The organism is Antarcticibacterium flavum (genome assembly GCF_006159205.1).
Taxonomy (GTDB): Bacteria; Bacteroidota; Bacteroidia; order Flavobacteriales; family Flavobacteriaceae; genus Gillisia; species Gillisia flava.
Genome location: NZ_CP040812.1, coordinates 304,073 through 326,181, shown reverse-complemented (window position 1 = coordinate 326,181; position 22,109 = coordinate 304,073). Strand labels below are relative to the sequence as shown.

Sequence of the window (22,109 nt, the reverse complement as noted above, 5' to 3'; positions counted from 1 at the left end):
ACGTTGTCGTGATCGCACCCTATAGGTTATTATTATCTGGCCTAACTTTATAATTCATTCAAAATGAACAAAATATGTTTGACGGGTCAAAAGCTTTCAGTTCCTTTTCAGTCAACAACCTTCAGCAGGCAAAGGGTTTTTATGGCAATACCTTGGGACTAAAGGTAAAAGAATTGGAGATGGGGTTATTGGAACTCAATTTGGACCAGGGTTTTAGGGTGATTATATATGAGAAAAAGGACCACCGGGCCGCAGGGTTCACAATCCTGAATTTTGAGGTCGTAAAAATTGAAAGTGCGGTTAAGGAACTTAAAGCCAGGGGAGTGAAATTTGAGCAGTATGAGGATCCTGTAGCTACAAATGAAGAAGGTATATGCGACAATGGATATGGACCAAAGATCGCCTGGTTCAAAGATCCTTTTGGTAATATCCTGTCCATTCTCGAAGATGGAAAACAGGATGAAGAGGAAAAAAAGGATAATGATTAAGATAAAAGGGAAGTATCACTTTATCCTGGAGCAGATTAAGGGAGTGCTCAGCGAATGATAAATTTTCACAGCATAAACAGGGAACCTGTCAAAATAGGTCAAACCTAAACACCTTCAGTATGCATTATTGAAACTCCAAATTATGAGAAAGCTTATTTTACAGGTTCAAATAACCCTGGATGGATTTATTGGCAGGCCGGGAGGGCAGCAGGACTGGATGACCTGGGAATGGGATTCCAACCTGGCAGAATATACCACCGCCTTTACTGAGAACGTGGACCAGATCCTCCTGGGGAAAAAACTAGCCCGTGAATTTATCCCATACTGGGAAACTGCCGCCGGTAAACCTGAGGCTGAAGGATATGCCAAACGGTTTCACCTGCTCCCCAAAGTGGTTTTTTCTCATACCTTAAGCGATAAAGATGCAGAAAAGGAGCGTTGGCCTCATACAAAAATTGCAACCGGGGACCTCGTGGAAGAGGTAAGGGCTTTAAAAGAAGAAACAGGAGGAGATATGATCGTATACGGCGGTGCCAATTTCATCTCAAACCTGCTGAAGGATGGTCTTATAGATGATTATTATTTGTTTATAAATCCTGTGGCAATCTCTGCCGGACTCCCAATTTTTCACAATCTCAAAAGAGACCTTAAGCTCAGCCTGGCTGAATCCCGGGGCTTCGACTGCGGAATAGTAGTGAATCGTTATAAAAATCCTGTTCAGAATTAAAATGGATACAATCAACTTATGATGAGTTGGTTTAAAATGAATACTAACCAAAAAAATATATAAAATGGAAAAAAAAGAATATCAAACCAGGATTGCAGCTTCCCGTAACCAAGTATGGGAAGTTTTATGGGGAGAAAATACGTACCCGCAGTGGACAGCTGCATTTAGTGAAGGTTCTAAGGTTGAGACTACCTGGGAAGAGGGGGATAAAGTCCTTTTCCTCAATGGGGAAAATGAAGGTATGGTCTCACGAATAAGAGAGAAAAAAGTGCCTGAAAGAATGGTTTTTGAACACTTAGGAATGGTAGATAAAACTGGAAAGGAAGATACCGAAAGTGAAAAGGTTAAGGAGTGGGCAGGATCGAAAGAAATATATGACCTGGAAGAGCAAAATGGGGAAACCGTTTTAAAAGTAACAATGGATACAAATGAAGAGTACAAGGATTTCTTTGATAACACCTGGCCAAAGGCTTTTGAGAAATTGCGACAACTTAGTGAATAATATAAAAAAAGTGAGATGATCAAAGTAAATCCATATTTGAATTTTCAGGGAAATACAGAGGAAGCCTTTAATTTCTACAGAGAAGTGTTCGGCGGGGAATTTCTAATGCTGCAGCGTTTCAGGGATACGCCAGATTTTGAGAAACTTCCGGCAAGGGATCACGATAAGATCATGCATGTTTCGCTACCCCTGGGACAGGGCAATATACTAATGGGAACAGATTCTCTGGAATCAATGAACCAAAAATTGCATAAAGGAAATAATTTCTATATCTGCATCAGTACAGAGTCTGAAGCTGAAGCAGATAAGGTCTTCAATGCTCTTTCCACAGATGCAAAAGTGGAGATGGAACTTCAAAGGACCTTTTGGGGAGCTTATTTTGGGATGCTAACAGATAAGTTCGGGGTGCAGTGGATGGTGGATCACAGTAGTGAAGAACAAGACCGGGACCAGATTTAATATAAAGCTTCTTGTTTGTTAATTATGTTTTGTTGGATGTTTTCCTGCATTGTGTTATCTTATATATACCATGGGCAGGAAAAATTCTCAAAATGGAAGAGATGTGATCATTATAGGTGGAGGACCTACAGGTCTTTCCCTTGGCCTTGGATTGGCGCGACAGGGAGTGAGTTCTGTGATCCTGGAGAAAAAAGAGGCTATAAGCAGGCACTCCAAGGCTCCTGTTATTCATCAAAGAACACGGGAAATTTTTAGGCAATGGGGCATAGAAGAGGAATTCCTGAAGGATGGGAATTTGGTAAAAAAGCTTACTGTAAATAAAGCCAATTCTCATAAAGTCCTATTCAGCCTTAATTTTAACCACCTTGAAAAAGAAGCCCGGGATCCAGGGATGTTAGTCATTGAACAAAATAAAACCGAGAAGATACTGCTGGAAGCGATAAGGAAGACAAAATTGTGCAGCATCCTGTTTAGTAATGAAGTCGTTCAATTTGAGCAGAATTCTGAAGGAGTAAAGGTATGGTCCCTATTCGGAGAAGAGGAGCAGGTTCATTTCGGTAAATATTTAATTGGCTGTGATGGAGCCTCCAGCTTTATCCGGGAGGGTCTAAACCTTCCGTTTAAAGGAAAAACTTATAATGTACGAACGGTACTGGCTGATGTAAGGCCGGGGGATAAAAGAAACGAACTTCCCTGGCCCCGGCTTTATAATGGGAAAAAGGAATTAACGGTGGGAATTAAGATTGCTGATGATCTCTGGCGGCTTATTCATTTGGAAACATCTGGGGATAAAAAAGAAAATAAGGAAGATGCCACTACTACTGCTGAAGTTGATAAATGGGTGAATCAAACCCTGGGAGATGGAAAATATACCCAGGTGTGGGCAAGTCCTTTTGATATTCACCGGCGATCCAGCCCTGTTTTTAGAAAAGAAAGGGTAATCCTGGCGGGGGATGCCGCACATGTGCATAGCCCTGTTGGTGGGCAAGGGATGAATGCCGGTATACAGGATTCCCATAATCTTGCCTGGAAGCTGGCAGTGGTCATAAACAATACCGCTATGGATGAGCTCCTTGATAGTTATGAGAAAGAAAGAGTGGAAGCGGTAGTGGAGGAAGTTTCGGGAAATACAGATTTCCTCACCAAAACATTTTTACAGTCCCCCAGCTTCTTTCGTAAAACTGCATTTTTCGTCTTACGGCGTATACTTTCTGTTCCTTTTTTGCGTAACAAGTTCCTGCGGCGGGCAATGATGATAAATATAGGTTATAAAAATTCGTCCATATCATCTTATAGGAGCAAGGCAGAAGGTAAACGACTACCCGATGTGCTGCTCATTCCCGGGACAGGAGAAGCGAAGCGGTTGTATGATTATCATTCCGGAAAACCACTGGTCATACTAATAGGAGGCGTCAAAGATGTCTGCAGTCCTTTTGCTGTCATAAGAATATGTCAAAAATTGAAGGATCCATCTGGTTTATTAGTCAAGCTTGTCCCCGGGGATGAGGGATATATTTTTGTGCGGCCAGATTTGCATATAGACTGGGCGGGTAAAAATCGAAAGAAATTTTTAGAGGTGTTGAAGCAGTGGAAACGTATAATACCAAATTGAAGGTGTAAATTTTTTAAAAATAAATGAGATATGGAATTTGGTGCTGTTTTTGATATATTCGCTTAACCTGTTAATTCATCCCGATGAAAAAACTTTTATTCCTTTCAGCCCTAGTTTTGTTGGCCTTCCAGGGTTTTTCCCAGGAACTACCTTCTACTACCAGGAAACCTGTCTTCGAGAGATCTGTTCCGGCAGGTTCTTCCCTGCCTTCTGTATTATTACGGGAAGCACCGAAAGAGGATTTTAAGCTTAAGGATGATCCCACAAAGCCCAAGCCTCTGGAAATGATGACCAAAAAAGAATTACTCTCAGCAGGGGATTTTATCGAAAGAAAATGGGCAGAAGACGAGAAGGCAAAGGCAGCCTATGCTGAAGGTCAGAACCTGGGCAGTTTCACAACTAAAGGAACTTTTGTGGAATTATATGCCCGCGACAATCAATATGTCGATGGCGATAGGATAAGAGTTTATGTGAATGGCAAGGTTGTTACCAATGACCTTTCGCTGGGAGCTAATTTCACTCCAATCCTGGTAGTCCTTAAAAATGGTTTTAATACAATAGAAATCGAAGCGCTTAATCAGGGTTCTTCAGGTCCAAATACTGCTGCTTTTAAAGTTTTTGATGAACAGGGAAAACCTGTGACTGAAAGTGAGTGGAATCTTCTTACCGGTGCAAGGGCCAGCATGATCGTGGTAAAAAACTAGTATACCTTTGAAAATATTTCCCTGGAAAACAATCAGGTATTTCCCTGGACCAGGTTGAATATATTAAATCCAAATAGAATAATTATTGTAATTAACGCCAGTACTGTTAACACAGGGATATTATTGATATTCCAGGGGATCCTGAAAGGCGGTCTTTTTTCTTCCTTTCCTTTCTGGTCACTTCTAAACTTTAAAAGGGAGATATTTACAAAACCAAAGACTATAAAAATAAAGATATTACTTATACTGGCTACCACTTTTAAATTCCCAATTAAGGCAAAACCAATAGATATTACAGCAATGCTTATAATAGCAAAATTAGGAGCGTTCCCAATACCTGAAATGGTGGTAAATCTTTGTAACCATTTTATTTCACTATCGCGGGCGACATCATAGAGCATTCGGGAAGTTCCCAGAATGTTGCTTAAAATTGTCTTGCTGGTGGCAAACAAAGCTATAACCACTAAACCTGTGGCTCCTATACTTCCTAGCTTTGTCTCTATTACCGCAGCCAGGCGGCCATTGGAATTTGCCAGGGTTTCCCAATCCAGCACACTTACAGCACTTATTGCTATAAGAATATAGATCACTAAAACCGCCAGGCCACTGGAAATTACAGCTTTTGGCATATTCTTCGATGGCTCTTTCGTTTCCTCGGCCATTTTCACCAGGTCTTCAAAACCTATATAGCTAAAGAAAATTAAGGCTCCCCCGGCCATAATACCGGTCCAGCCTTCTCCAGCTGTTTCCAGAAGATTAGTGCTGCCAAGATCTGGAATACTCACTCCAACTACAACTGCAAGTCCCAGCAGGGTAACAATAGTGGCAAAGGCATTGAAGTATGAGCTGTATTTGGAACCTATAATATTAAAAAAGGCCATTAAAGAAATAATAGCTATAACCATCAGCCAGGAAGGAAAATCTATGAGCCTCCCCAGATACTCGGAAAAACTTATTGCAATGGCAGCAGCAGCCACAATTCCTGTAAAGGTTATAAAAATGGACATATACAGGGCAGTTTTTGGGCCAAAAGATTGCTTGATGTATTCATAGCTTCCACCTGCGTCGGGAAACCTTGAAACAAATTCAGAGTAGGAGAGACCCGTAAGTAATGCCACTACCGCTGCTATTACAAAACTTAGCCATAATAAATTACCACTTAGGCCTGCTGCCTGGCCTATTATTGCATAAATCCCGGCACCAACAACGCCTCCTATGCCAAATAAGAAGACCTCCCAAAATCCCAGTGATCTTTTCAGTTTATTTTTACCCATTGTGATGATGAAATTAAAGGATGTGCAGGAGAAATAATATCATTTAACGCTGTTTAATAAAATTAACAGGGCCTTAAGTGAGAATGGATAGAGAAAGTAATAAATTTATGTTAACAGTCAAACTGAAAAAAAATGAAAAAAGTTCTTATTGCTATTGATTATAATCCAAATTCCCAGGAGGTGGCAGAGAAAGGTCATTCCCTGGCGAAAACAATGGGGGCAGAGGTATGTTTAATTCACGTTATGGCACAGGTAGCTCATTATGGGATGAGGTATCCTACCTTCATGGGTTATGAAGGTTATGATGCGGGCTCTGTGGACATTAATGTTGCCAATGAAATGCGGGAAGTGACAAAAAATTACCTGGAAACTGCCGCAAACCATCTCAATGATCCCGGCATAACCACTCATCTTACAGAGGGTGATGCTGCCAATGCTATTCTCGATTATGCAAAACAGTGGAATGCAGATCTCATCGTCATAGGAACTCACAGCCACTCTGTGCTGGAAAAATTATTTATGGGAACTGTAGCCTCAAAGATCCTGGAAAAAACAACTATCCCGGTGTATGTGGTTCCAGTAAAAAAGGATAATACTTGATAATAAAAAGCCCTGTACATTTTACTTGTACAGGGCTTTTAAATTTATGATGAGGTAGTTTAATCGTGACGGTCTGCCAGATCTTCAAGTGTGGATACACCGGCTATTGTTTCATTTATTTCGGCAAGGTGCTTTTGAAGCACTTTGGAAATCTCTGGGGGTAAGAATTTATTATCCAATTTTTCTTCATATTCCTTACGGCTGGCTTTTTCCCCTCTCAGGCACTCTTCAAGTACAGCTTCATCCTTATTGCTACTTAGTGCAGTTTTGATATCCATCCAGGTCCTGTGCAATCCACCGGTGGTACTTCCTTTTCCTTTAGGTTCCTCATTAAGGGAACGTATTATGGCATCAAGTTCTGTTACAAAACGGTTTTTTTGTAAGGCCTGGTTCTTAAGGAATTGTTTCAAACCCCTCTCTTTGGAATCTTCTATAGCATTTTTAAAACCTTTCTCTGCATCCAGGTTCTTTTCCAGTAATTCCTGCAGGTCATTCACCAGTTCCTTATGGCTTTCTTCTCTTGCTTCTTCTCTCGTTGTTTTCATAATTTTTAAGTCTTTAATTTTAAAGGTACAAATGTCAAGCGGCTGCAGCAATGATGTTAATCTAATATTGAGAAGGGTTTAACAGGATTGTTAATTATCAATATATATCATTCAAAAATTAAAAACAACGCCTTCCCGGGGCAGGGAAGGCGATTTGGGAGGGACTACTTTTTATGCAGCTTCACTGGGAATTTCGGGGGATAGATTGGTTTTTAATTCCTCAAGCTGCCTTTTTAGTACCTCTGCAATTTTAGGAGGGAATTTCCCGGTTTTAAGTTTCTCCTCATATTCCTGTATAGTAGCTTTTTGCCCACGTTTGGTTTCAGAAAGGATGGTCTTATCATCATTACCGCTTACCACCAGCATAATATCCATCCATATTCGGTGAAATCTTCCTACGGCACTTCCTTCCTCCAGTGGAGTGGCATTTAGGGAGTGAATGATCCTGTCCAGCTCTGTCGCATACCTGTGGTGACGCAATGCCTCTTTTTTGAAATAGTCCTTAAGCTTCTGACTTTTCACTTCTTTCAGGGCTTTTCGTATTCCTTTATCGGCATCATAATTTTTCACCAACAACTGCTGCAGATTCTGGACGAGCCTGTCATGGCTCTCTTCTTTGGCTAATTCTCTCGTTGTTTTCATAACTCAGTGATTTATAGTTGATACCTTCTACAAAAATACGGAAAAACGCAGTGTGTAAAACTGATTTTGGTCAGTAAAATCAGTTAAAATCTGTTCTTCTAATTTGAATTTTCAAAAAGGAAATTTATCCTTCAGGAGCTGTTCAAAACTCCTAAAATCCAGATTCAAATTTCCTCTTTTACAGATGCTTTATTAGCCTATATTTGCGCGCTTAATAAATTTTAATGAAACCTGAAATTGAAGATATTAAAGAAAGGAATAGCTTTACTGATATCGATTCCTGTATAAAAGTTCTTGAACAGCTCCTGGTAACCCCGGGAGAATTGTTTGCCCTGCCCGAAGAGAAGAGAATAGCGCTTCTTGCGGCGGCGGGGAGACTTAGCCGGCCCGGGAAGGAAGAATTCTCAAAGAGAAAAAAGGATGCTGAAAAGGCTGCCAAACGTAAATTGGTGGAGCGGGATAAACACGCGCGAAAAGAGACCGGCATAAGAAGTGCCCGGGAAGCAGCTGTATTTACTGCACCTAAATTACTGGCACCGGCGTCCCTGGCTGAGAAAGATGAGAAGGAATTACATTCCCCACGAAATTGCTATGTGTGCAAGGCTGAGTTTACCAGGCTTCATCACTTTTATGATACTATGTGTACCTCCTGTGGGGACTTCAATTATCTCAAGAGGTTTCAAACTGCCGATCTTACAGGCCAGGTGGCCGTAGTAACAGGATCGCGGTTAAAAATTGGTTATCACATCACACTTATGCTTTTAAGGGCAGGAGCAAAAGTGATTGCCACCACCAGGTTCCCAGTGGACTCTGCCACACGGTTTTCCCGTGAAGATGATTTTCATCAATGGGGCCACCGTCTTAAGATCCATGGTCTTGATCTAAGGCATATCCCCAGTGTGGAGATATTCTGTAATTATATAAGTCAAAAGTATGAGCGGCTCGATATCCTTATAAACAATGCCGCGCAAACCGTAAGGCGTCCTGCAGGATTTTATGCTCACCTTATGGCACAGGAAGAACAGCCTTTTCATGTTTTAAGGGAAAATGTAAGGGAACTGCTGAACGATCATCAAAATTGTCTGCAGGAACTCAGGTCCTTTTCTTCTGAAGGAACTTTAAACCGAAATAATACCCTTCCTGTCACCTGGCATGGGGTCGAGCCGGGGATTGGACTTAGAGAATCGGCCAGATTATCACAGATCCCATATAGTTTCGATAAATCACTGAGCGTAAAAGAAGTTTTTCCTGAAGGCCACCTGGATGCCGACCTGCAGCAGGTAGACCTTAGAAAAACCAATAGCTGGAGGTTGAAACTGGGAGAGATCGAAACCACTGAAATGGTGGAGGTACAGCTGGTAAACTCAATAGCTCCTTTTGTTTTGTGCAACCGCCTTGCAGAATTAATGAAGAAAGATAATACCGGGATGAAACATATCATCAATGTTAGTGCGATGGAAGGAAAGTTTCACCGTTTCAAGAAAGAAGACCGTCATCCACATACTAATATGGCAAAAGCTGCACTTAATATGCTTACCCATACATCTGCAGCCACCCTGGCGAAGGACGGCATTTATATGAATGCCGTTGATACGGGCTGGGTCACAGATGAAGATCCTGCAGAGCTTTCCAGGCGTAAAGTAGAACTACATGATTTCCAGCCACCACTGGACATTGTAGACGGTGCTGCCAGGGTTATGGACCCCTTGTTTGACGGCATCAACACCGGGAAGCACTGGTGCGGGAAATTCCTGAAGGATTATATGCCCATAGACTGGTAGTATTTTTTAATTTATTTATAAAATTTAGAAAACCTTACTAAAGAATGGCAGGCCGGAATAGAGCCTGCCATTTCCTTTTAATATTCCATAACTTTACAAAATGTCCAAAGAAATAAAAGACCGGGAAGCCATTCTTCAAAAAATGGGTATTGAGAATCTCAATAGTATGCAGCTGGCTGCACATAAAGCAATTATTGAGAATCCTGCTGTAGTGTTACTTTCCCCTACCGGCTCTGGTAAAACTCTTGCCTTCCTGCTACCCGTGCTGGAATTGCTTTCCCTGCAAGAGGAGGGAGTACAGGTCCTTATTCTTGTGCCGTCACGGGAACTGGCAATACAAATTGAACAGGTGACCCGTGAGATGGGCTCGGGATATAAAGCCAATGCCGTCTATGGTGGCAGGGCATTTTCCAAAGATAGGGAGGAGCTAAGCCATCCCCCTGCTATTTTGATCGGAACTCCAGGGCGTGTGGCAGATCATTTAAGGAGACAAAGCTTTGGGGTGGAAAGCATCCAAACCCTTGTGCTTGATGAATTTGATAAATCTTTGGAAGTAGGCTTCGAGGAAGAGATGAAGGAGATCATCCAATCCCTGCCTCATCTAAATAAGAAAATACTAACCTCTGCCACTAATGGGGTAAGAATTCCTCAGTTTTCGGGAGTAAATGATCCTGTGCAGCTTAATTTTCTAAAGGAGGAATTACCAGATATAGTTATAAAGATAGTTGCAGATAAAGGAAGTAAGGAAAAGGAAACTTTAGCCCGGCTGCTTCAGGAAAAGCAAGGACAACGCGGAATCATTTTTTGCAATTTTAAAGACAGTATACAGGAAGTGAGCGACCATTTTGAAAATAGCAGGATAGAACACGGCATATTTCATGGCGGAATGGAGCAGAAGGACAGGGAGCGTTCACTTATAAAATTTAGAAACGGGACTTATAACATTCTCCTGGCAACAGATCTTGCTGCGAGAGGTATTGATGTACCTGAAATTGATTTTATTGTGCATTATGAACTACCATTAAAGGAGCAGGAGTTTATTCACCGCAACGGGCGAACCGCTAGGATGCAGCAATCTGGAACAGCTTACGTTATAAAAGGTGAAAATAAGAAACTTCCCGATTTCATCAACGGAATACTTCATACAAAGGAACCTGGTGCCGGCAAAGCAGAGCAGAAGCATGAGACCAGCTGGAAAACTTTATTTATATCAGGCGGAAGAAAAGATAAGATCTCTAAAGGGGATATTGCCGGCCTGTTCCTTAAACAGGGAAATCTTGAAAAAGAAGAACTGGGGAATATTGAGCTTAAGCAGGATTGTGCTTTCGTCTCAGTGCCTTCAGCAAAGGCAGAAAAACTTGTAGGGATACTAAACAATAGCAGGCTTAAAAAGAAGAAGGTGAGGATCTATCCTATATAATATATATTCTTAAATGACCGTACATCAACCCAATAATCCCTTACACGGGAAGAAACTTGCCGATATCCTGGAATTCCTGGTGCAAAAATATAGCTGGCAAGGACTTGGAGAAAGAATCAATATACGCTGTTTTACCCACGATCCCTCCATCAAATCAAGTTTAAAATTCCTGAGAAAGACCCCCTGGGCAAGAGAAAAGGTGGAGCAATTATATCTGGATAGTTTATAGAAATTGAGACGATTGTTGTCCGCTAAAAGAGTCTGGATGGCATCTGCTGCTAGAATATAGAACCTGGACTAAAATCTACTTATATGGAAAACAGCACTTTACCAAATTCTCAAAAGCGTGAATTTTCCTAAACTATCCTGGATTCAAAACCACCCCTTTGTTGAGATTGATATGGTCTCTGACTATTTATAGCAAGCCTTAACGTTCATTCACCTAGATTTAATTAATCACCAATAAATTGAGACTTTCATTTATAGCTGGACGATAAAAGAGTCCAGATCGTTTATGTTACTGGAGTTTAGAGGCAGGACTTAAAACAGAGGAACTGGAGAATAGTTATTCTACAATTCTACTTAACCTGGGCTTTGCAGAACAATTTTTTATCGAGCCCCATCCCCGGGCAGGTTATTTGCGCCCGGCCCATGCAATGCCTGGTAGGATAAATTTTTCAATTACGAAAGAGTCTATTCAATTCCTTAAGATGGGGTTAAAGGTTTATGGAATATATTGTCGATTATGTACCTTGAAGCAACCATAAAATAAACCAGATGTTACAAAAGCTTGATTTAGGAAATCCAAAAGTAGTTGCTTTTCGATGGGAAGGGGATTTTACTGTAAAATCCTTTGAACAGGCAATGACAAAATTTCTTCCTGAGCTAAAAGCAAGGGAAAGAATGAATGTATACCTGGAGGTGGCTAAAATTGGAGAGTTTGAGGCTGCTGCAGTTTGGGAGGATATAAAATTCGGGTTCAAGAATATGAAAGAACTTAGGGATAAGATCGACAGGCTCGCCCTGGTAACCGATGAAGGCTGGGTGAGGACCCTTGCCAATACAACCTATAAATTCATTCCCGGTATAGATATGAAAACCTTTGCATTTGCAAACCTGCAGGAGGCCCGACTATTTGTTCAATAGTAATTTTTAAAACGGCCTGTTGGTAATGGGGATTAATTTCACGTTATTTATCACCCATCTTTATTCTGCATAACAATAATGGCTTCAAATTTTAAAAAATTAAACAGGCATCTTGATGAAATGGAAGAATATATTCCATTTATAAAAACCCGGGATGAGAACATCTCCAAAGTAGATATTGGATGGCACCTGGACCACAGTCTAAAGGTAATCAATGGGGTTTTCACGACTCTAAGGGAATCTAATCCTGAAAAATACAGGCCAAAATTCAGTTTTTCAAGGGTGTTGGTGTTCACCTTCGGAAGATTTCCGCGGGGAAAAGCCAAAGCTCCGGAGGCTGTATTGCCCGGGAAGAATATCGATCAAAAGGAATTAATAGCCCAATTACAAAAAGCCAGGGAGAATTTTTCCACATTTGAGTCCCTTCACAGCAATAATTACTTTCGTCATCCATATTTTCATCACCTCAATAAAAAAGGCGCCAAACGTCTTATGGAAGTCCATACCAGGCATCACCTTAAGATCATAAGGGATATCCTTAAATAGGATTCCACTACTGCTCTCCAGTGTTTTTCTAAAAATTTTTGGGCTGTAACCTCTTTTATATTTATTTATTACTACATTTGTAGTATAAAAACTATAATTGTGGATATAAAACAACTTAATAAAACAGAACTACAGGTGATGAAATACCTGTGGAGGATAAGGAAAGGGTTTATGAAGGATATAGTTGATCAATTCCCTCAACCCGGCCCTGCCTACACGACAATTTCTACTCTCATAGGAAGAATGGTGGAAAAGAAATACATAGGTTTCAATAAGGTTGGAAGGGATAAGGAATATTTTCCTCTCTTAAAAAAGAATGACTATTTCAATGCTCAAATGAAGGATATGGTTTCCAATTTCTTCAATAATTCGGCTTCACAGTTTGCTTCATTTTTTACAAAAAATGCCGATATGAGTATGGAAGAGATGGAAGAACTGCAGAGGATCCTTCAGCAAAAGATCAACAAAAAGAAAGAATTGTGATGCCAAATTATCTTTTATTTTCTGTAACAGGTCTTGGAATATGCTGGGGTTTATACCGGGTTTTCCTTAAAAAGGAAAAGCTTTTTGTTTTTAATAGATTTTTCCTGTTGTTTTCCTTATTACTATGTTTAATCGCACCCATTCTCCACATAGATTATGGAATTAGTTTCGACAGCCGGGTTGCAGTTGATCCTGTGAGATTTTTTGATTCAGGAGAAATACTTCCTGATGATCCAGAAAAAGTAGCTGTTGCAACATTAACCGGGCCTTCAAATAATTATTGGGACCTCATAGTGTTCTTTTATTGGATGGTTTGTACTTTATTTTTCTTTAGGTTTTCGCGTAATCTTCTCCTGCTGCTATTACAAATAAGGAATAAGAGTTTTAATGGATATAAGGGAATAAAAACAGTGGCATTAAAACACCGGGGTAGTCCCTACAGTTTCTTTGATTACCTGTTTATTCATCCACTGGACCTGGTAGAAAATAAATACCTGGATATGCTGGTGTCGCACGAAAGAGCCCACAGCAACCAATTTCATTCCATAGATATCCTCCTGCTGGAGGTAGTGGGATGTTTTTTCTGGTACAACCCTTTCCTTTGGTTCTATAAGAAGGAGGTGCTGGAAAACCACGAATACCTTGCAGATGAGGCCGTGATTAATGCAGGTGCGAACCTGGAAGAATATTCGGCTCAAATAATCAAGCCCGGGGATAAAGTAGTACAGCCCTTATTAAGCGGCTTTAGTTTTATACAAACCAAAAATAGATTGAATATGTTACACAAGAAAAGATCATCAGGAATACAAATTGCCTTAAGAGCAGGGTTAGCCTTAGCTATTTTCACTGCAGTTCTTATAATTAGTTCTTTTAGTCCCGGTAATATCAATGAACCCATAGTGGTGGTGGTAGATGCCGGGCATGGAGGAAAGGATCCCGGCAACAGGGGAAAGGGCCAAATGGAAAAGGAAATAAACCTGGCCGTTGCAAACCAATTGCGGGAATTGGGGCAACCCGGGGAGATTGAAATAATCCTCATAAGAGAGCAGGATCAATTTGTAAGTCTTAATGACCGCCTTAAGTTCCTAAATGAACAAAAAGCTGATCTTTTTCTAAGCATTCATAGTAATGCCTCTGGAGATAAGAATAGGAGTGGTGCTGAAGTTTTCTTTAGTACTGAAAATAAGCAATGGGATATCTCTAAAAACTACAGCAACCTTCTAGCCACCGGCTTGCTGCCTGCAGTAGGGAAGGCAGAGCTTAAAACAGCCAACTTTCTGGTGCTTAAAAACAGCAACATTCCTGCAGTTTTGATAGAATTGGGTTTTATGACCAATCCACAGGAGTTTGAACTGCTGCAGGATCCTAATTACCAAAAGAAGCTGGCGCGTGGTATTTACAACGGATTATTAGCTATACAAGAAAGCAAGGTTAAGTAGTTGAATTTCAATATTATAATCGGTGAAACTGCGTATTTAAACCCATAGGATGGTATTACTCATTTTCTCATATTTAGGATTGATATTATTAGTAATTCTAAATCAAAAGGTATGAAAGCGGAAAATGAGTTTATGACAAGTCTAAAGGTGGCTATAGTATTCTTTCTGTTTATAGCCGCTCCCGGCCTCATGGCCCAGGATACAGGCAATGAAAATGCTATAGTGAAAGTTCACGATAGGAAAGACATTGAGTGGAGCCCATGTCCAGATTTTATGCCGCAAGGATGTAATATTGCGGTACTACATGGTGATCCCTCAAAGAAAAATTCTGATATCTTTTTCAGGATCCCGGAGAATGCGATGGTTCCAAACCATACCCATACCTCTGCAGAGCGAATGGTGCTGGTCTCCGGGGAGATGCAGGTCACTTATGAGGGGGAGGATACCCAAACCTTAAAAGTGGGAAACTATGCCTATGGTCCCCCTAACAAGGCGCATACCGCAAAATGTATACAGGGCCCCTGCATATTATTCATAGCGTTTGAGGAGCCGGTAGATGCATTTCCTGTGGTAGTTAAGAATTAGTTATTAAGAATCATTGGTTTCCGATTAATATAATATGAATTTACGTTTAGCCTTTCTATAAAGGCAGAGGTCATATCAACCTCCACCTGGCGGTGGTGTTGAATTTAGAATAGTTTAGGAAAATCCACGTTTTTTAGAATTGAGTAAAGCGCTGTTTTCCATTGACGTAGATTTTAGTCCAGGTCTATATTCTAGTAGCGCAAGCGGTCCAGACTCTTTAACCGGACAACAATGATTAAGAATATCCATATCCGGGTGCAGGGAATGATTTTCTGTACCCGGATGTTTTTTTAGTAAGTTTCTGAAAATAAACAGGCTGGAGACAAAAATAATTCATCTAATATCCATTTTAATAGCCTAATTTCGTGCCTCGTAAAAAACAGCATAGATGAAGCGCATAAATGAATACAAGAAACTCTTTAATGTTGAAAAAGAGATCGACCTTAAGGAATTGAAGACCAGTTACAGGAATCTTGTAAAGGAATGGCATCCAGATAAATTCCAGGAAACAGATGAGCTACATGCTGAGGCAGAAATGAGAAGCAAACAGATCATTGATGGCTATCATTTTCTAGTGAGCATAGCTCCTGCCACAAAAGCAGCCAATTTAGAAGAATATAATATTACCCTGGCCACAGCTGCCATTGCAGATCTACAACACAAGGGGAATGTACTTGAGGTGACATTCAACAATGGGAGCACATACGAATATTTTGGAGTGAATAAAGCACTTTTTACCAAATTGTTGCAGGCAGACAGGCAGTTTAGATTTGCAAAGAGGAACATTTTTACTTCCTTTCTATACAGGAAATCGAAGAAAGATATGGAAATGCAACCTGCATAAAAACAAGGATGCACAGTCATAGCAAATCCCGGTGGGATACTCATTAATAAAATTCCATTTTAAAATAAGCTTAAGAAATGAAATTTAGAAAATTAAATCCTATAGCTTATCTTTACCGAAAATAAAAAACAACCAGATAAATTTTATGGCAAAATCGCAACAAACATTTAATAAAATAGAAAAGGAAAAGCAGCGCGCTAAAAAACGTGAAGAAAAGCAAAAGAAAAAAGAAGAGCGTAAAGCTAATCCTAAAGGGAGCGATTTTGATATAGCCTATGTAGACGAGTTTGGTAACTTAACAGATACCCCGCCAGATCCTTCCAGAAAGATCGAGGTAGATGCCGAGGATATTGTCCTTGGAGTTCCAAAGAAAGAGGAAGGCGAACAGGAAGACACCAAGAAGGACAAGGAAGGAAAAGTGTCCTTTTTTGACCACTCTAAAGGTTTTGGATTTATCATAGACGACAATACCCAGGAGAAATACTTTGTTCACGTTAGCGGTCTTATAGATGAGATAGATGAAAATGATCGCGTGACCTATGAACTTGAAAGAGGAATGAAAGGGATGAACGCCGTAAGGGTTAAAAAGATCTAGTCATCCTTAAGAATATTTAGAAAGCCAACCCACGAGTTGGCTTTTTTTGTTTGCATTAAGATTAATTTATGTTGAAGCTGCCTGGAACCACTCCTTAAAAAGATCTATATCTAAATCATTAAGCGTGGTGAGCTTTACATGCCTCATATCCTTCCCGGTTCCTTCCAGCCTGTTATCCTCATCTTTAAGTTTTTCAAAATTGAAGAATCCAAGAGTAACATATTTCTTTGCACGTTTTAAATAGGCAAAATCCTTTTCCTTTCGAAACACCGGCCTGCTCCATTTAAATTCTTCAGTGCTGCCTGGGACAGTTTCTTTTATGAGTTCCCTTACACGCTGCATAATTCGCTGTTGCTCTTCTGATGCTTCATTGATATAATCTGTAACCTGCGAGCTCATATACAATTTTTTAAGAGTGGAAATAAATATACATATTTTCCAGGCTTCGGAATGCTCTCTTAAAGGTTATATCTATATTTTTGGATAGCAACAAAAAAAGTAATTGCCTAATTTTGAACTTTGATCTCAATTAATTACATCCTGAAACTTATGGAGAACTTGGAAAGGGCAGGATTTGGTGGTGGCTGCCACTGGTGTACAGAAGCGGTTTTTCAAAGGCTGAAAGGTGTTGAAAAAGTGGAACAGGGATTTATAGCTTCTATTGGAAAAGCATCAAGTTTTTCTGAAGCCGTTATCGTGCATTTTGATCCAGGGGTTATCTCGTTGGACCGGCTTATCCTCATTCACCTCCATACCCACAGCAGCAGTTCTTTGCACAGGTTTAGGGAGAAATATCGTTCTGCTATATATACCTTTTCAGAAGAACAGGAAAAGCAGGCGGGAAAGATCCTTGCCAGGCACCAAAAAGAATTTAACCATACATTGATCACCAGGATACTTCCTTTCAGGGAATTCAGGCCATCGGGGGAGGAATTCAGGAATTACTATCTTCAGGACAGGCATAAACCTTTCTGCAGAACTTATATTGAGCCTAAACTTGAAATTTTATCTGCAGATTTTTCAGAAAATGTAAAGATGGAATAGAAAGATAATCCCTAATATTGCAGCTTCTTTAAGGATCTTGTTGAGAAAGACCTTCAGCAACAAAAATATCGAAGATCATAATCTGGTACAAACTGTTTATTCATGAGCAAGGCCCCGAACCCGGTTTTTATTATCCTGGCTTTTTTCTCCATCTACGTAATATGGGGTTCAACATATCTTCTTAATAAAATTGCGGTGACAGAATTGCCACCTTTTATGCTGGCATCTATACGTTTTACCACTGCGGGCTTACTTATTTTCTTGCTGTGTAAACTTATGAGAATAAGCCTGGTGATCACCCGCAGGCAATTGTTAAACACTGCTATCGCAGGATTTTTGTTTCTCACCTTTGGTAATGGGGTGGTGGTATGGGCTCTAAAGTATGTGGATAGTGGTTTTGCGGCCCTGGAGATCTCGGCACAGCCACTGGTGGTGCTTATTTTAATGCGTATCCTACAGGGAAAAAAGATCCAGCCAATGTCTATGGTAGGGGTTTTCCTGGGGATCATAGGGATCTATTTATTGATAAGTCAAAAGCAGGTAGTGAGCCAGGAGAATTCTCTCCTTGGGATATTTATGATCTTTTTATGCCTTTTAAGCTGGGCATACGGCAGCCTCTTCGTGGGGAAAGCGAATTTGCCGACCAATTATTTTGTAAACACAGCATATCAAATGCTTACCGGTGGGATCATGCTTTTTATTGGAAGCCTCTTACTTGGGGAACGCTGGAGTAGCCCAGTAGGATGGAGTGTACCTGTTCAATATTCAATGCTGCTGCTTATTATTTTTGGAAGTATAGTGGCCTTCACCTCCTTTAACTACCTTTTAAAGACAGTATCGCCTGAGAAGGTTGCAACCTCAACTTACGTCAACCCAATTATTGCGCTTTTGCTGGGATGGTATTTCCTTAATGAGCAAATCACCACTCAATCCATAGTCGCAGCAGTTGTTTTGCTTACCGGGGTTTATTTTATTAATACTAAAAAGCAGCTGGTGATCTTTTCGAGATTCACCAACAGGCTGGGAGGGAAGCTAAAATAACCTGGTTAATTTCCGGGAAATTTATAGTCTTTTATAAACCTGGGTGCCTTTTACTGTTGTTTCACCTTGCAAGCCATTCTCTGTGGTAGTATGTGTTTCTTCAAATGAAAGCACCATCCTGCTGCTGGTGAGTTCTTCTATTGTGAAGGAGGTGATATCCATAGGATTGATCTCCCCGGGTTCAGGAAATCCCGGGTTTTGATTTTCGGGATGGAACTGGTCCTCGTTAAGGACAAAACTACCGGCGTTTGCCAGATCGTTAACAACAATTTCTCTTGTGGATGTTTCTCCATCCCGGGTGGTTGTGAGCTCGAGGGTGTAATTACCCTCAGTGCTCCAGGTATTGGGATCTGTCTTAATAGTAAGTTTCACATTAAGGTTTTTTGCCACTGCGGCATAACTTGAAGTATAAGTAAAATCTTCATGAGATACTGTAGAGGAACCCGAATAATCATATTCCTCAAGCTGCCATTCTCCTTCAATTCCTGTAGCTTCTTCAATTGGCGGGTCTGGAGGAGTGTCATCATCTTTTGAACATGCAAAAAGAACGGTTACAGCAAGGAGTAGCATCAAAGCTTTAAGGAGTTTCATAGGTTTGGGCAGTTTTGGTTAGGTTTTGAAATAATGCGATGTAAGTAATCATCGAATTTTATTTCAGGAACCAAATTAAATAAAAACTATAAAATGCCGAGGGATTTTAACCATTCTGAAGATTCATTGTATTGTCTTTCCGGTTCCATAATAGGTCAGATTACTTTATAATATTCTGAAATTGAGATATATAAGTATGATGATAAAAAATTGTTGATAAGGACTTGATACAGAGAGTGGCAGTATAATTGATAAATAATTTTAACAGATTCCTGCCAGGGTTAGGAAATTAGTTTAAATAGCCAACTAAAAAATAGCGAATCATTTTTTCCTTGTTGCTGAAAAATATTTATAAATACCAAACAGCAGTATTCCTGCGAGCACCGTGATTAGCACATCCAGGAATTCTGAAAGATCTGCACTTATAAGAAGGCCAATGGAGGCCAGCATTCCTGTAATGGCTATGAAATAGCCATATTTAAGTTTAAAATAGCGTTCTTCTTTTTTTGATTTCCTTCTCATTTTTATAAGTGCTGCACACACAAGCAGGTAAATGAGCACTTTACTTATTACGGTGATTGATACGGCATAGATAAATGATCCTGTTAAGGAGGCCACAATGCTTATGGCAATAAACAGGAACAGGGAATAAACAGGTGTATGATTCCTGGGATGTACCTTTTGAAACAACTTTGGAAATTGTTTTTCCCCGGCAAGTGCATAGGGAACCCGGGAACCAATTAGCATAACCGCATTAAGGGTACCTCCTATGGAGATAACGGCACCCAGGGTGATCATGAAAGCCCCGGCAGGTCCCAGGAACAGCCTTGCAGCATCTGTTATTGGTGTATTTGAAGATGCCAGCTCCGGCAGGGTGCCCATATTAACGAAAAGGATGAGTGCATAGAAGATCGTGACAAACGTAAGGGAAACAATAAGGGCAAAAGGAATATTCTTTTTTGGATTTTTTACCTCCCCTGTATTGACCAGGACAGATTCAAAGCCGGTAAATGCAAAAATGAGAATAAGCACAGAGGAAGCAAAATTTGAACCTGGAGGCATTGCCTGGCCGGTGTTCACAAGATCCATATCAATAAAAAATGCCCCTGCCACTACAAATATCAATAAGGGCAGTATTTTGGCAATGGCCAGGGTATTGTTGAGGATTGTGGAATTTCTTACTCCAAGGTAATTGATCCAGGTAAAAAGTAAAGTAATTAAAATAATAAGACCCTCGTAATAAAAAGGAGTCACCAGGACAGGATGAAAATAACCTAAATAGGTTACCAGCAAATGTATAAGCGCAGCGTATGCTGAAACCCTTGTAATTAACAAAAGCCAGCCAATCACAAAAGCAGGCTTTTTTCCAAAAGCTGCCAATGTATAAAGATAAGGCCCCCCTGTCTTGTTGAACCTGCTGGCAACCTCTGCAAAGGCAAGAATGAGTATAAAAATTATTATTGCGCATATAAAAAGGGCCGGAAGGCTGTAGAAGCCGGCCAGGCCGTATACCTGGGAGGGAAGGCCAAAAATCCCTGCTCCAATGGTGCCATTAATAAAAAGCAGAATAAGGTCCCAACGGGAAATTTCCCTTTTAAGCATATAGATGTAACAACCAGAGGTTCATAATAATGTCCGGAAAATCCGTTATCACTTTAATAGATTAAAATTTCACCGGCTTCCAATTTACATTATGAATTTCTAATAAGGTCCCTTATATACATATATTTCCTGAAGAATTTTTGAACCTTGAATCCCAGGGACACTTCAAATATCTCCTCTCTGCTCAAAAGTTGGGGTTGATGCTCAAAAATTAACCTGTTTAAATGAAAGAGAGTTACGCTTTTTGCTATATACCAGCTAAGAGGGTCCCAGGCCTTTTTTATAGTTACCCGTTCAAAATCTACAATTGAAACCTGTCCCTCATAGGTGCAAAGTATATCCCGTTTTGGCAGGACGTGCCTGGCCACTCCCTGCCGCAGGGATGCTGTAATGATATTTTTGATCTTTGCCAGTTCTTCCGGTTTCAGGGTGGTGGGGGTGGTCCTGGGTAAACAGGTCATTTTCAGGTTAAACCTATGGTCATCCCAGTCCAGTAAGGCAGGAATGCCCTGGATATCTTTCAAAAGATTAAGTGCAGCCTTTTCTTTTTTATAACGTTTTTTGTAGCCGCGGGTATGTTTATATGTCTTTATAACGCTCGCCCCGTTAAGTCTAATACACATTTTTTCCGTTTCATAGATCGCTGTCCCCATAGCATAATCCCACACCGTTTAGGGGTCTGGAACATGCGAAATTAGACCCTGCTTCGATTTAATTATAGACTCTCACAACATTCTAACAAGATTCTAATTGAAGTTTAATTCCCGGGGTTGCACTTACAGATGATTACCATTTTTCTTCCTTCCTGGCGTATCAATCCTGGCTTCAGAAAAAAATTAGTTATTTTCAAAAAAATACCTTAATTTCATAACGTTCTGTAAGCCAAAGAAATATATCGGTTTGTAGAAGTAATCTTCCCCCTGTACATCTTCAGCATAACAGCCCTGCCTCAGAATGCTACCGTGATTTTTAATGAGTTGATATGGTTAATTAATTAGAGTATTAACAAGGTTGAGGAAAGGTCTAACAGTCAATAACCTTAACCGAAATAAAAATTTCACCTATGAAAACTATTTACATAAGCCGTGCAGGGCAATCCTTAAATCTTAAATTAAGACAAAGCGGGAGCAAAGCCAAGCCTACAGAAGAACTTACGACATTGGTGGACCCGGGCGATATTGTTCGTTGGGAGTTGGACAAAGATAGCGGACTTACCGAGATCACAGGTATTAAAGAGAGCGATAACAACAAAAAGAAATACAGAGGGTCCCAAAATCTTTTGGAAGGAGAACCTCAAAAAAAGGGGGATGTCTGGGAAGGGAAAATATTAAGTCAATCTCCGGGAAGTGAAAAGTTTGAAAATTATATGATAGGATTTAAAATCCCTAATGATCCAGAAGAGTATTGGTATGATCCAAAACTTCAAATGAGATAAGAAT

At 40.3% G+C, this 22,109-nt stretch carries 27 protein-coding genes; 20 read left to right on the top strand and 7 right to left on the bottom strand.

Translation table 11 applies throughout. The features are described 5' to 3' along the window. Nucleotides 1-74 precede the first annotated feature (74 nt). From FHG64_RS01515 to FHG64_RS01490, 6 genes are all read left to right on the top strand, one after another. Complete coding sequence (locus FHG64_RS01515; RefSeq protein WP_139064757.1) at nt 75-488, top strand: VOC family protein; 414 nt, start codon at nt 75-77, stop codon at nt 486-488. A gap of 142 nt (nt 489-630) precedes the next feature. Continuing rightward, nucleotides 631-1,215 carry a dihydrofolate reductase family protein gene (locus tag FHG64_RS01510; protein WP_139064756.1) on the top strand — a complete coding sequence of 195 codons (585 nt, stop codon included), beginning with the start codon at nt 631-633 and terminating at the stop codon, nt 1,213-1,215. 64 nt (nt 1,216-1,279) lie between these two features. Further along, nucleotides 1,280-1,717: an SRPBCC family protein gene (locus FHG64_RS01505; RefSeq protein ID WP_139064755.1), complete on the top strand. Its 438-nt coding sequence runs from the start codon at nt 1,280-1,282 to the stop codon at nt 1,715-1,717. 15 nt (nt 1,718-1,732) lie between these two features. Continuing rightward, on the top strand, nt 1,733-2,176 hold the full coding sequence (locus FHG64_RS01500; protein ID WP_139064754.1) for a VOC family protein: 444 nt from the start codon (nt 1,733-1,735) through the stop codon (nt 2,174-2,176). Between the two features lie 70 nt (nt 2,177-2,246). Then, nucleotides 2,247-3,788, top strand: coding sequence for an FAD-dependent monooxygenase (locus FHG64_RS01495; protein WP_139064753.1), 1,542 nt, complete (start codon nt 2,247-2,249; stop codon nt 3,786-3,788). An 83-nt stretch (nt 3,789-3,871) separates the two neighbouring features. Continuing rightward, nucleotides 3,872-4,492, top strand: coding sequence for a hypothetical protein (locus FHG64_RS01490; RefSeq protein WP_139064752.1), 621 nt, complete (start codon nt 3,872-3,874; stop codon nt 4,490-4,492). A gap of 32 nt (nt 4,493-4,524) precedes the next feature. On the opposite strand, the gene FHG64_RS01485 is transcribed toward FHG64_RS01490, so the two are convergent. Continuing rightward, a complete protein-coding gene (locus tag FHG64_RS01485; protein ID WP_139064751.1) occupies nt 4,525-5,766 on the bottom strand; it encodes an APC family permease in 1,242 nt (413 codons plus the stop codon). 132 nt (nt 5,767-5,898) lie between these two features. Between FHG64_RS01485 and FHG64_RS01480 the strand changes: the two genes are divergently transcribed. After that, a complete protein-coding gene (locus FHG64_RS01480) occupies nt 5,899-6,366 on the top strand; it encodes a universal stress protein (protein ID WP_139064750.1) in 468 nt (155 codons plus the stop codon). Nucleotides 6,367-6,425: 59 nt separating this feature from the next. Here the strand turns inward: FHG64_RS01480 and FHG64_RS01475 are convergent, their stop codons facing one another. Continuing rightward, a complete protein-coding gene (locus tag FHG64_RS01475) occupies nt 6,426-6,911 on the bottom strand; it encodes a ferritin-like domain-containing protein (RefSeq protein ID WP_139064749.1) in 486 nt (161 codons plus the stop codon). A gap of 171 nt (nt 6,912-7,082) precedes the next feature. Then, entirely contained in the window at nt 7,083-7,553 is a 471-nt protein-coding gene (locus FHG64_RS01470) for a PA2169 family four-helix-bundle protein (RefSeq protein WP_139064748.1), read from the bottom strand. A gap of 224 nt (nt 7,554-7,777) precedes the next feature. Between FHG64_RS01470 and FHG64_RS01465 the strand changes: the two genes are divergently transcribed. The 10 genes from FHG64_RS01465 (at nt 7,778) to FHG64_RS01420 (ending at nt 16,392) form a co-directional block, all read left to right on the top strand. Next, nucleotides 7,778-9,334 (top strand): SDR family oxidoreductase, encoded by a 1,557-nt coding sequence (locus tag FHG64_RS01465; RefSeq protein ID WP_139064747.1) that lies wholly within the window; start codon nt 7,778-7,780, stop codon nt 9,332-9,334. 100 nt (nt 9,335-9,434) lie between these two features. Further along, complete coding sequence (locus FHG64_RS01460) at nt 9,435-10,754, top strand: DEAD/DEAH box helicase (protein WP_139064746.1); 1,320 nt, start codon at nt 9,435-9,437, stop codon at nt 10,752-10,754. A 13-nt stretch (nt 10,755-10,767) separates the two neighbouring features. Further along, nucleotides 10,768-10,983 carry a VF530 family protein gene (locus FHG64_RS01455; RefSeq protein WP_139064745.1) on the top strand — a complete coding sequence of 72 codons (216 nt, stop codon included), beginning with the start codon at nt 10,768-10,770 and terminating at the stop codon, nt 10,981-10,983. Nucleotides 10,984-11,531: 548 nt separating this feature from the next. Next, a complete protein-coding gene (locus FHG64_RS01450; RefSeq protein ID WP_139064744.1) occupies nt 11,532-11,900 on the top strand; it encodes a SpoIIAA family protein in 369 nt (122 codons plus the stop codon). Nucleotides 11,901-11,978: 78 nt separating this feature from the next. Beyond that, entirely contained in the window at nt 11,979-12,446 is a 468-nt protein-coding gene (locus FHG64_RS01445) for a DUF1569 domain-containing protein (RefSeq protein ID WP_139064743.1), read from the top strand. Between the two features lie 99 nt (nt 12,447-12,545). Then, the gene (locus FHG64_RS01440; protein WP_139064742.1) at nt 12,546-12,929 is read left to right on the top strand and encodes a BlaI/MecI/CopY family transcriptional regulator; all 384 of its coding nucleotides are present in this window, start codon (nt 12,546-12,548) and stop codon (nt 12,927-12,929) included. Continuing rightward, the gene (locus FHG64_RS01435) at nt 12,929-14,368 is read left to right on the top strand and encodes an N-acetylmuramoyl-L-alanine amidase (protein ID WP_139064741.1); all 1,440 of its coding nucleotides are present in this window, start codon (nt 12,929-12,931) and stop codon (nt 14,366-14,368) included. The genes FHG64_RS01440 and FHG64_RS01435 overlap by 1 nt, the downstream gene beginning before the upstream one ends. 111 nt (nt 14,369-14,479) lie before the next feature. Continuing rightward, complete coding sequence (locus FHG64_RS01430; protein ID WP_139064740.1) at nt 14,480-14,953, top strand: cupin domain-containing protein; 474 nt, start codon at nt 14,480-14,482, stop codon at nt 14,951-14,953. Nucleotides 14,954-15,341: 388 nt separating this feature from the next. Further along, a complete protein-coding gene (locus FHG64_RS01425; protein WP_139064739.1) occupies nt 15,342-15,797 on the top strand; it encodes a KTSC domain-containing protein in 456 nt (151 codons plus the stop codon). Between the two features lie 145 nt (nt 15,798-15,942). Further along, a complete protein-coding gene (locus tag FHG64_RS01420) occupies nt 15,943-16,392 on the top strand; it encodes a cold-shock protein (RefSeq protein WP_139064738.1) in 450 nt (149 codons plus the stop codon). 66 nt (nt 16,393-16,458) lie between these two features. Here FHG64_RS01420 and FHG64_RS01415 read toward each other — a convergent pair whose 3' ends face one another. Continuing rightward, nucleotides 16,459-16,791 (bottom strand): DUF1801 domain-containing protein, encoded by a 333-nt coding sequence (locus FHG64_RS01415; protein ID WP_139064737.1) that lies wholly within the window; start codon nt 16,789-16,791, stop codon nt 16,459-16,461. Nucleotides 16,792-16,941: 150 nt separating this feature from the next. On the opposite strand from FHG64_RS01415, the gene FHG64_RS01410 reads away from it, so the two are divergent. Both FHG64_RS01410 and FHG64_RS01405 read left to right on the top strand, forming a co-directional pair. Then, nucleotides 16,942-17,436 (top strand): peptide-methionine (S)-S-oxide reductase, encoded by a 495-nt coding sequence (locus FHG64_RS01410; protein ID WP_139064736.1) that lies wholly within the window; start codon nt 16,942-16,944, stop codon nt 17,434-17,436. Between the two features lie 102 nt (nt 17,437-17,538). Continuing rightward, on the top strand, nt 17,539-18,477 hold the full coding sequence (locus tag FHG64_RS01405) for an EamA family transporter (RefSeq protein WP_139064735.1): 939 nt from the start codon (nt 17,539-17,541) through the stop codon (nt 18,475-18,477). Nucleotides 18,478-18,498: 21 nt separating this feature from the next. Here FHG64_RS01405 and FHG64_RS01400 read toward each other — a convergent pair whose 3' ends face one another. The 3 genes from FHG64_RS01400 to FHG64_RS01390 all read right to left on the bottom strand — a co-directional run bounded on the left by FHG64_RS01400 (nt 18,499) and on the right by FHG64_RS01390 (nt 21,293). Further along, nucleotides 18,499-19,068, bottom strand: coding sequence for a hypothetical protein (locus FHG64_RS01400; protein WP_139064734.1), 570 nt, complete (start codon nt 19,066-19,068; stop codon nt 18,499-18,501). A 321-nt stretch (nt 19,069-19,389) separates the two neighbouring features. Continuing rightward, nucleotides 19,390-20,670, bottom strand: coding sequence for an APC family permease (locus tag FHG64_RS01395; RefSeq protein WP_139064733.1), 1,281 nt, complete (start codon nt 20,668-20,670; stop codon nt 19,390-19,392). An 89-nt stretch (nt 20,671-20,759) separates the two neighbouring features. Then, the gene (locus FHG64_RS01390; protein WP_139064732.1) at nt 20,760-21,293 is read right to left on the bottom strand and encodes a hypothetical protein; all 534 of its coding nucleotides are present in this window, start codon (nt 21,291-21,293) and stop codon (nt 20,760-20,762) included. Between the two features lie 440 nt (nt 21,294-21,733). Between FHG64_RS01390 and FHG64_RS01385 the strand changes: the two genes are divergently transcribed. After that, a complete protein-coding gene (locus tag FHG64_RS01385; RefSeq protein WP_139064731.1) occupies nt 21,734-22,105 on the top strand; it encodes a hypothetical protein in 372 nt (123 codons plus the stop codon). The last annotated feature ends 4 nt before the right edge of the window (nt 22,106-22,109 follow it).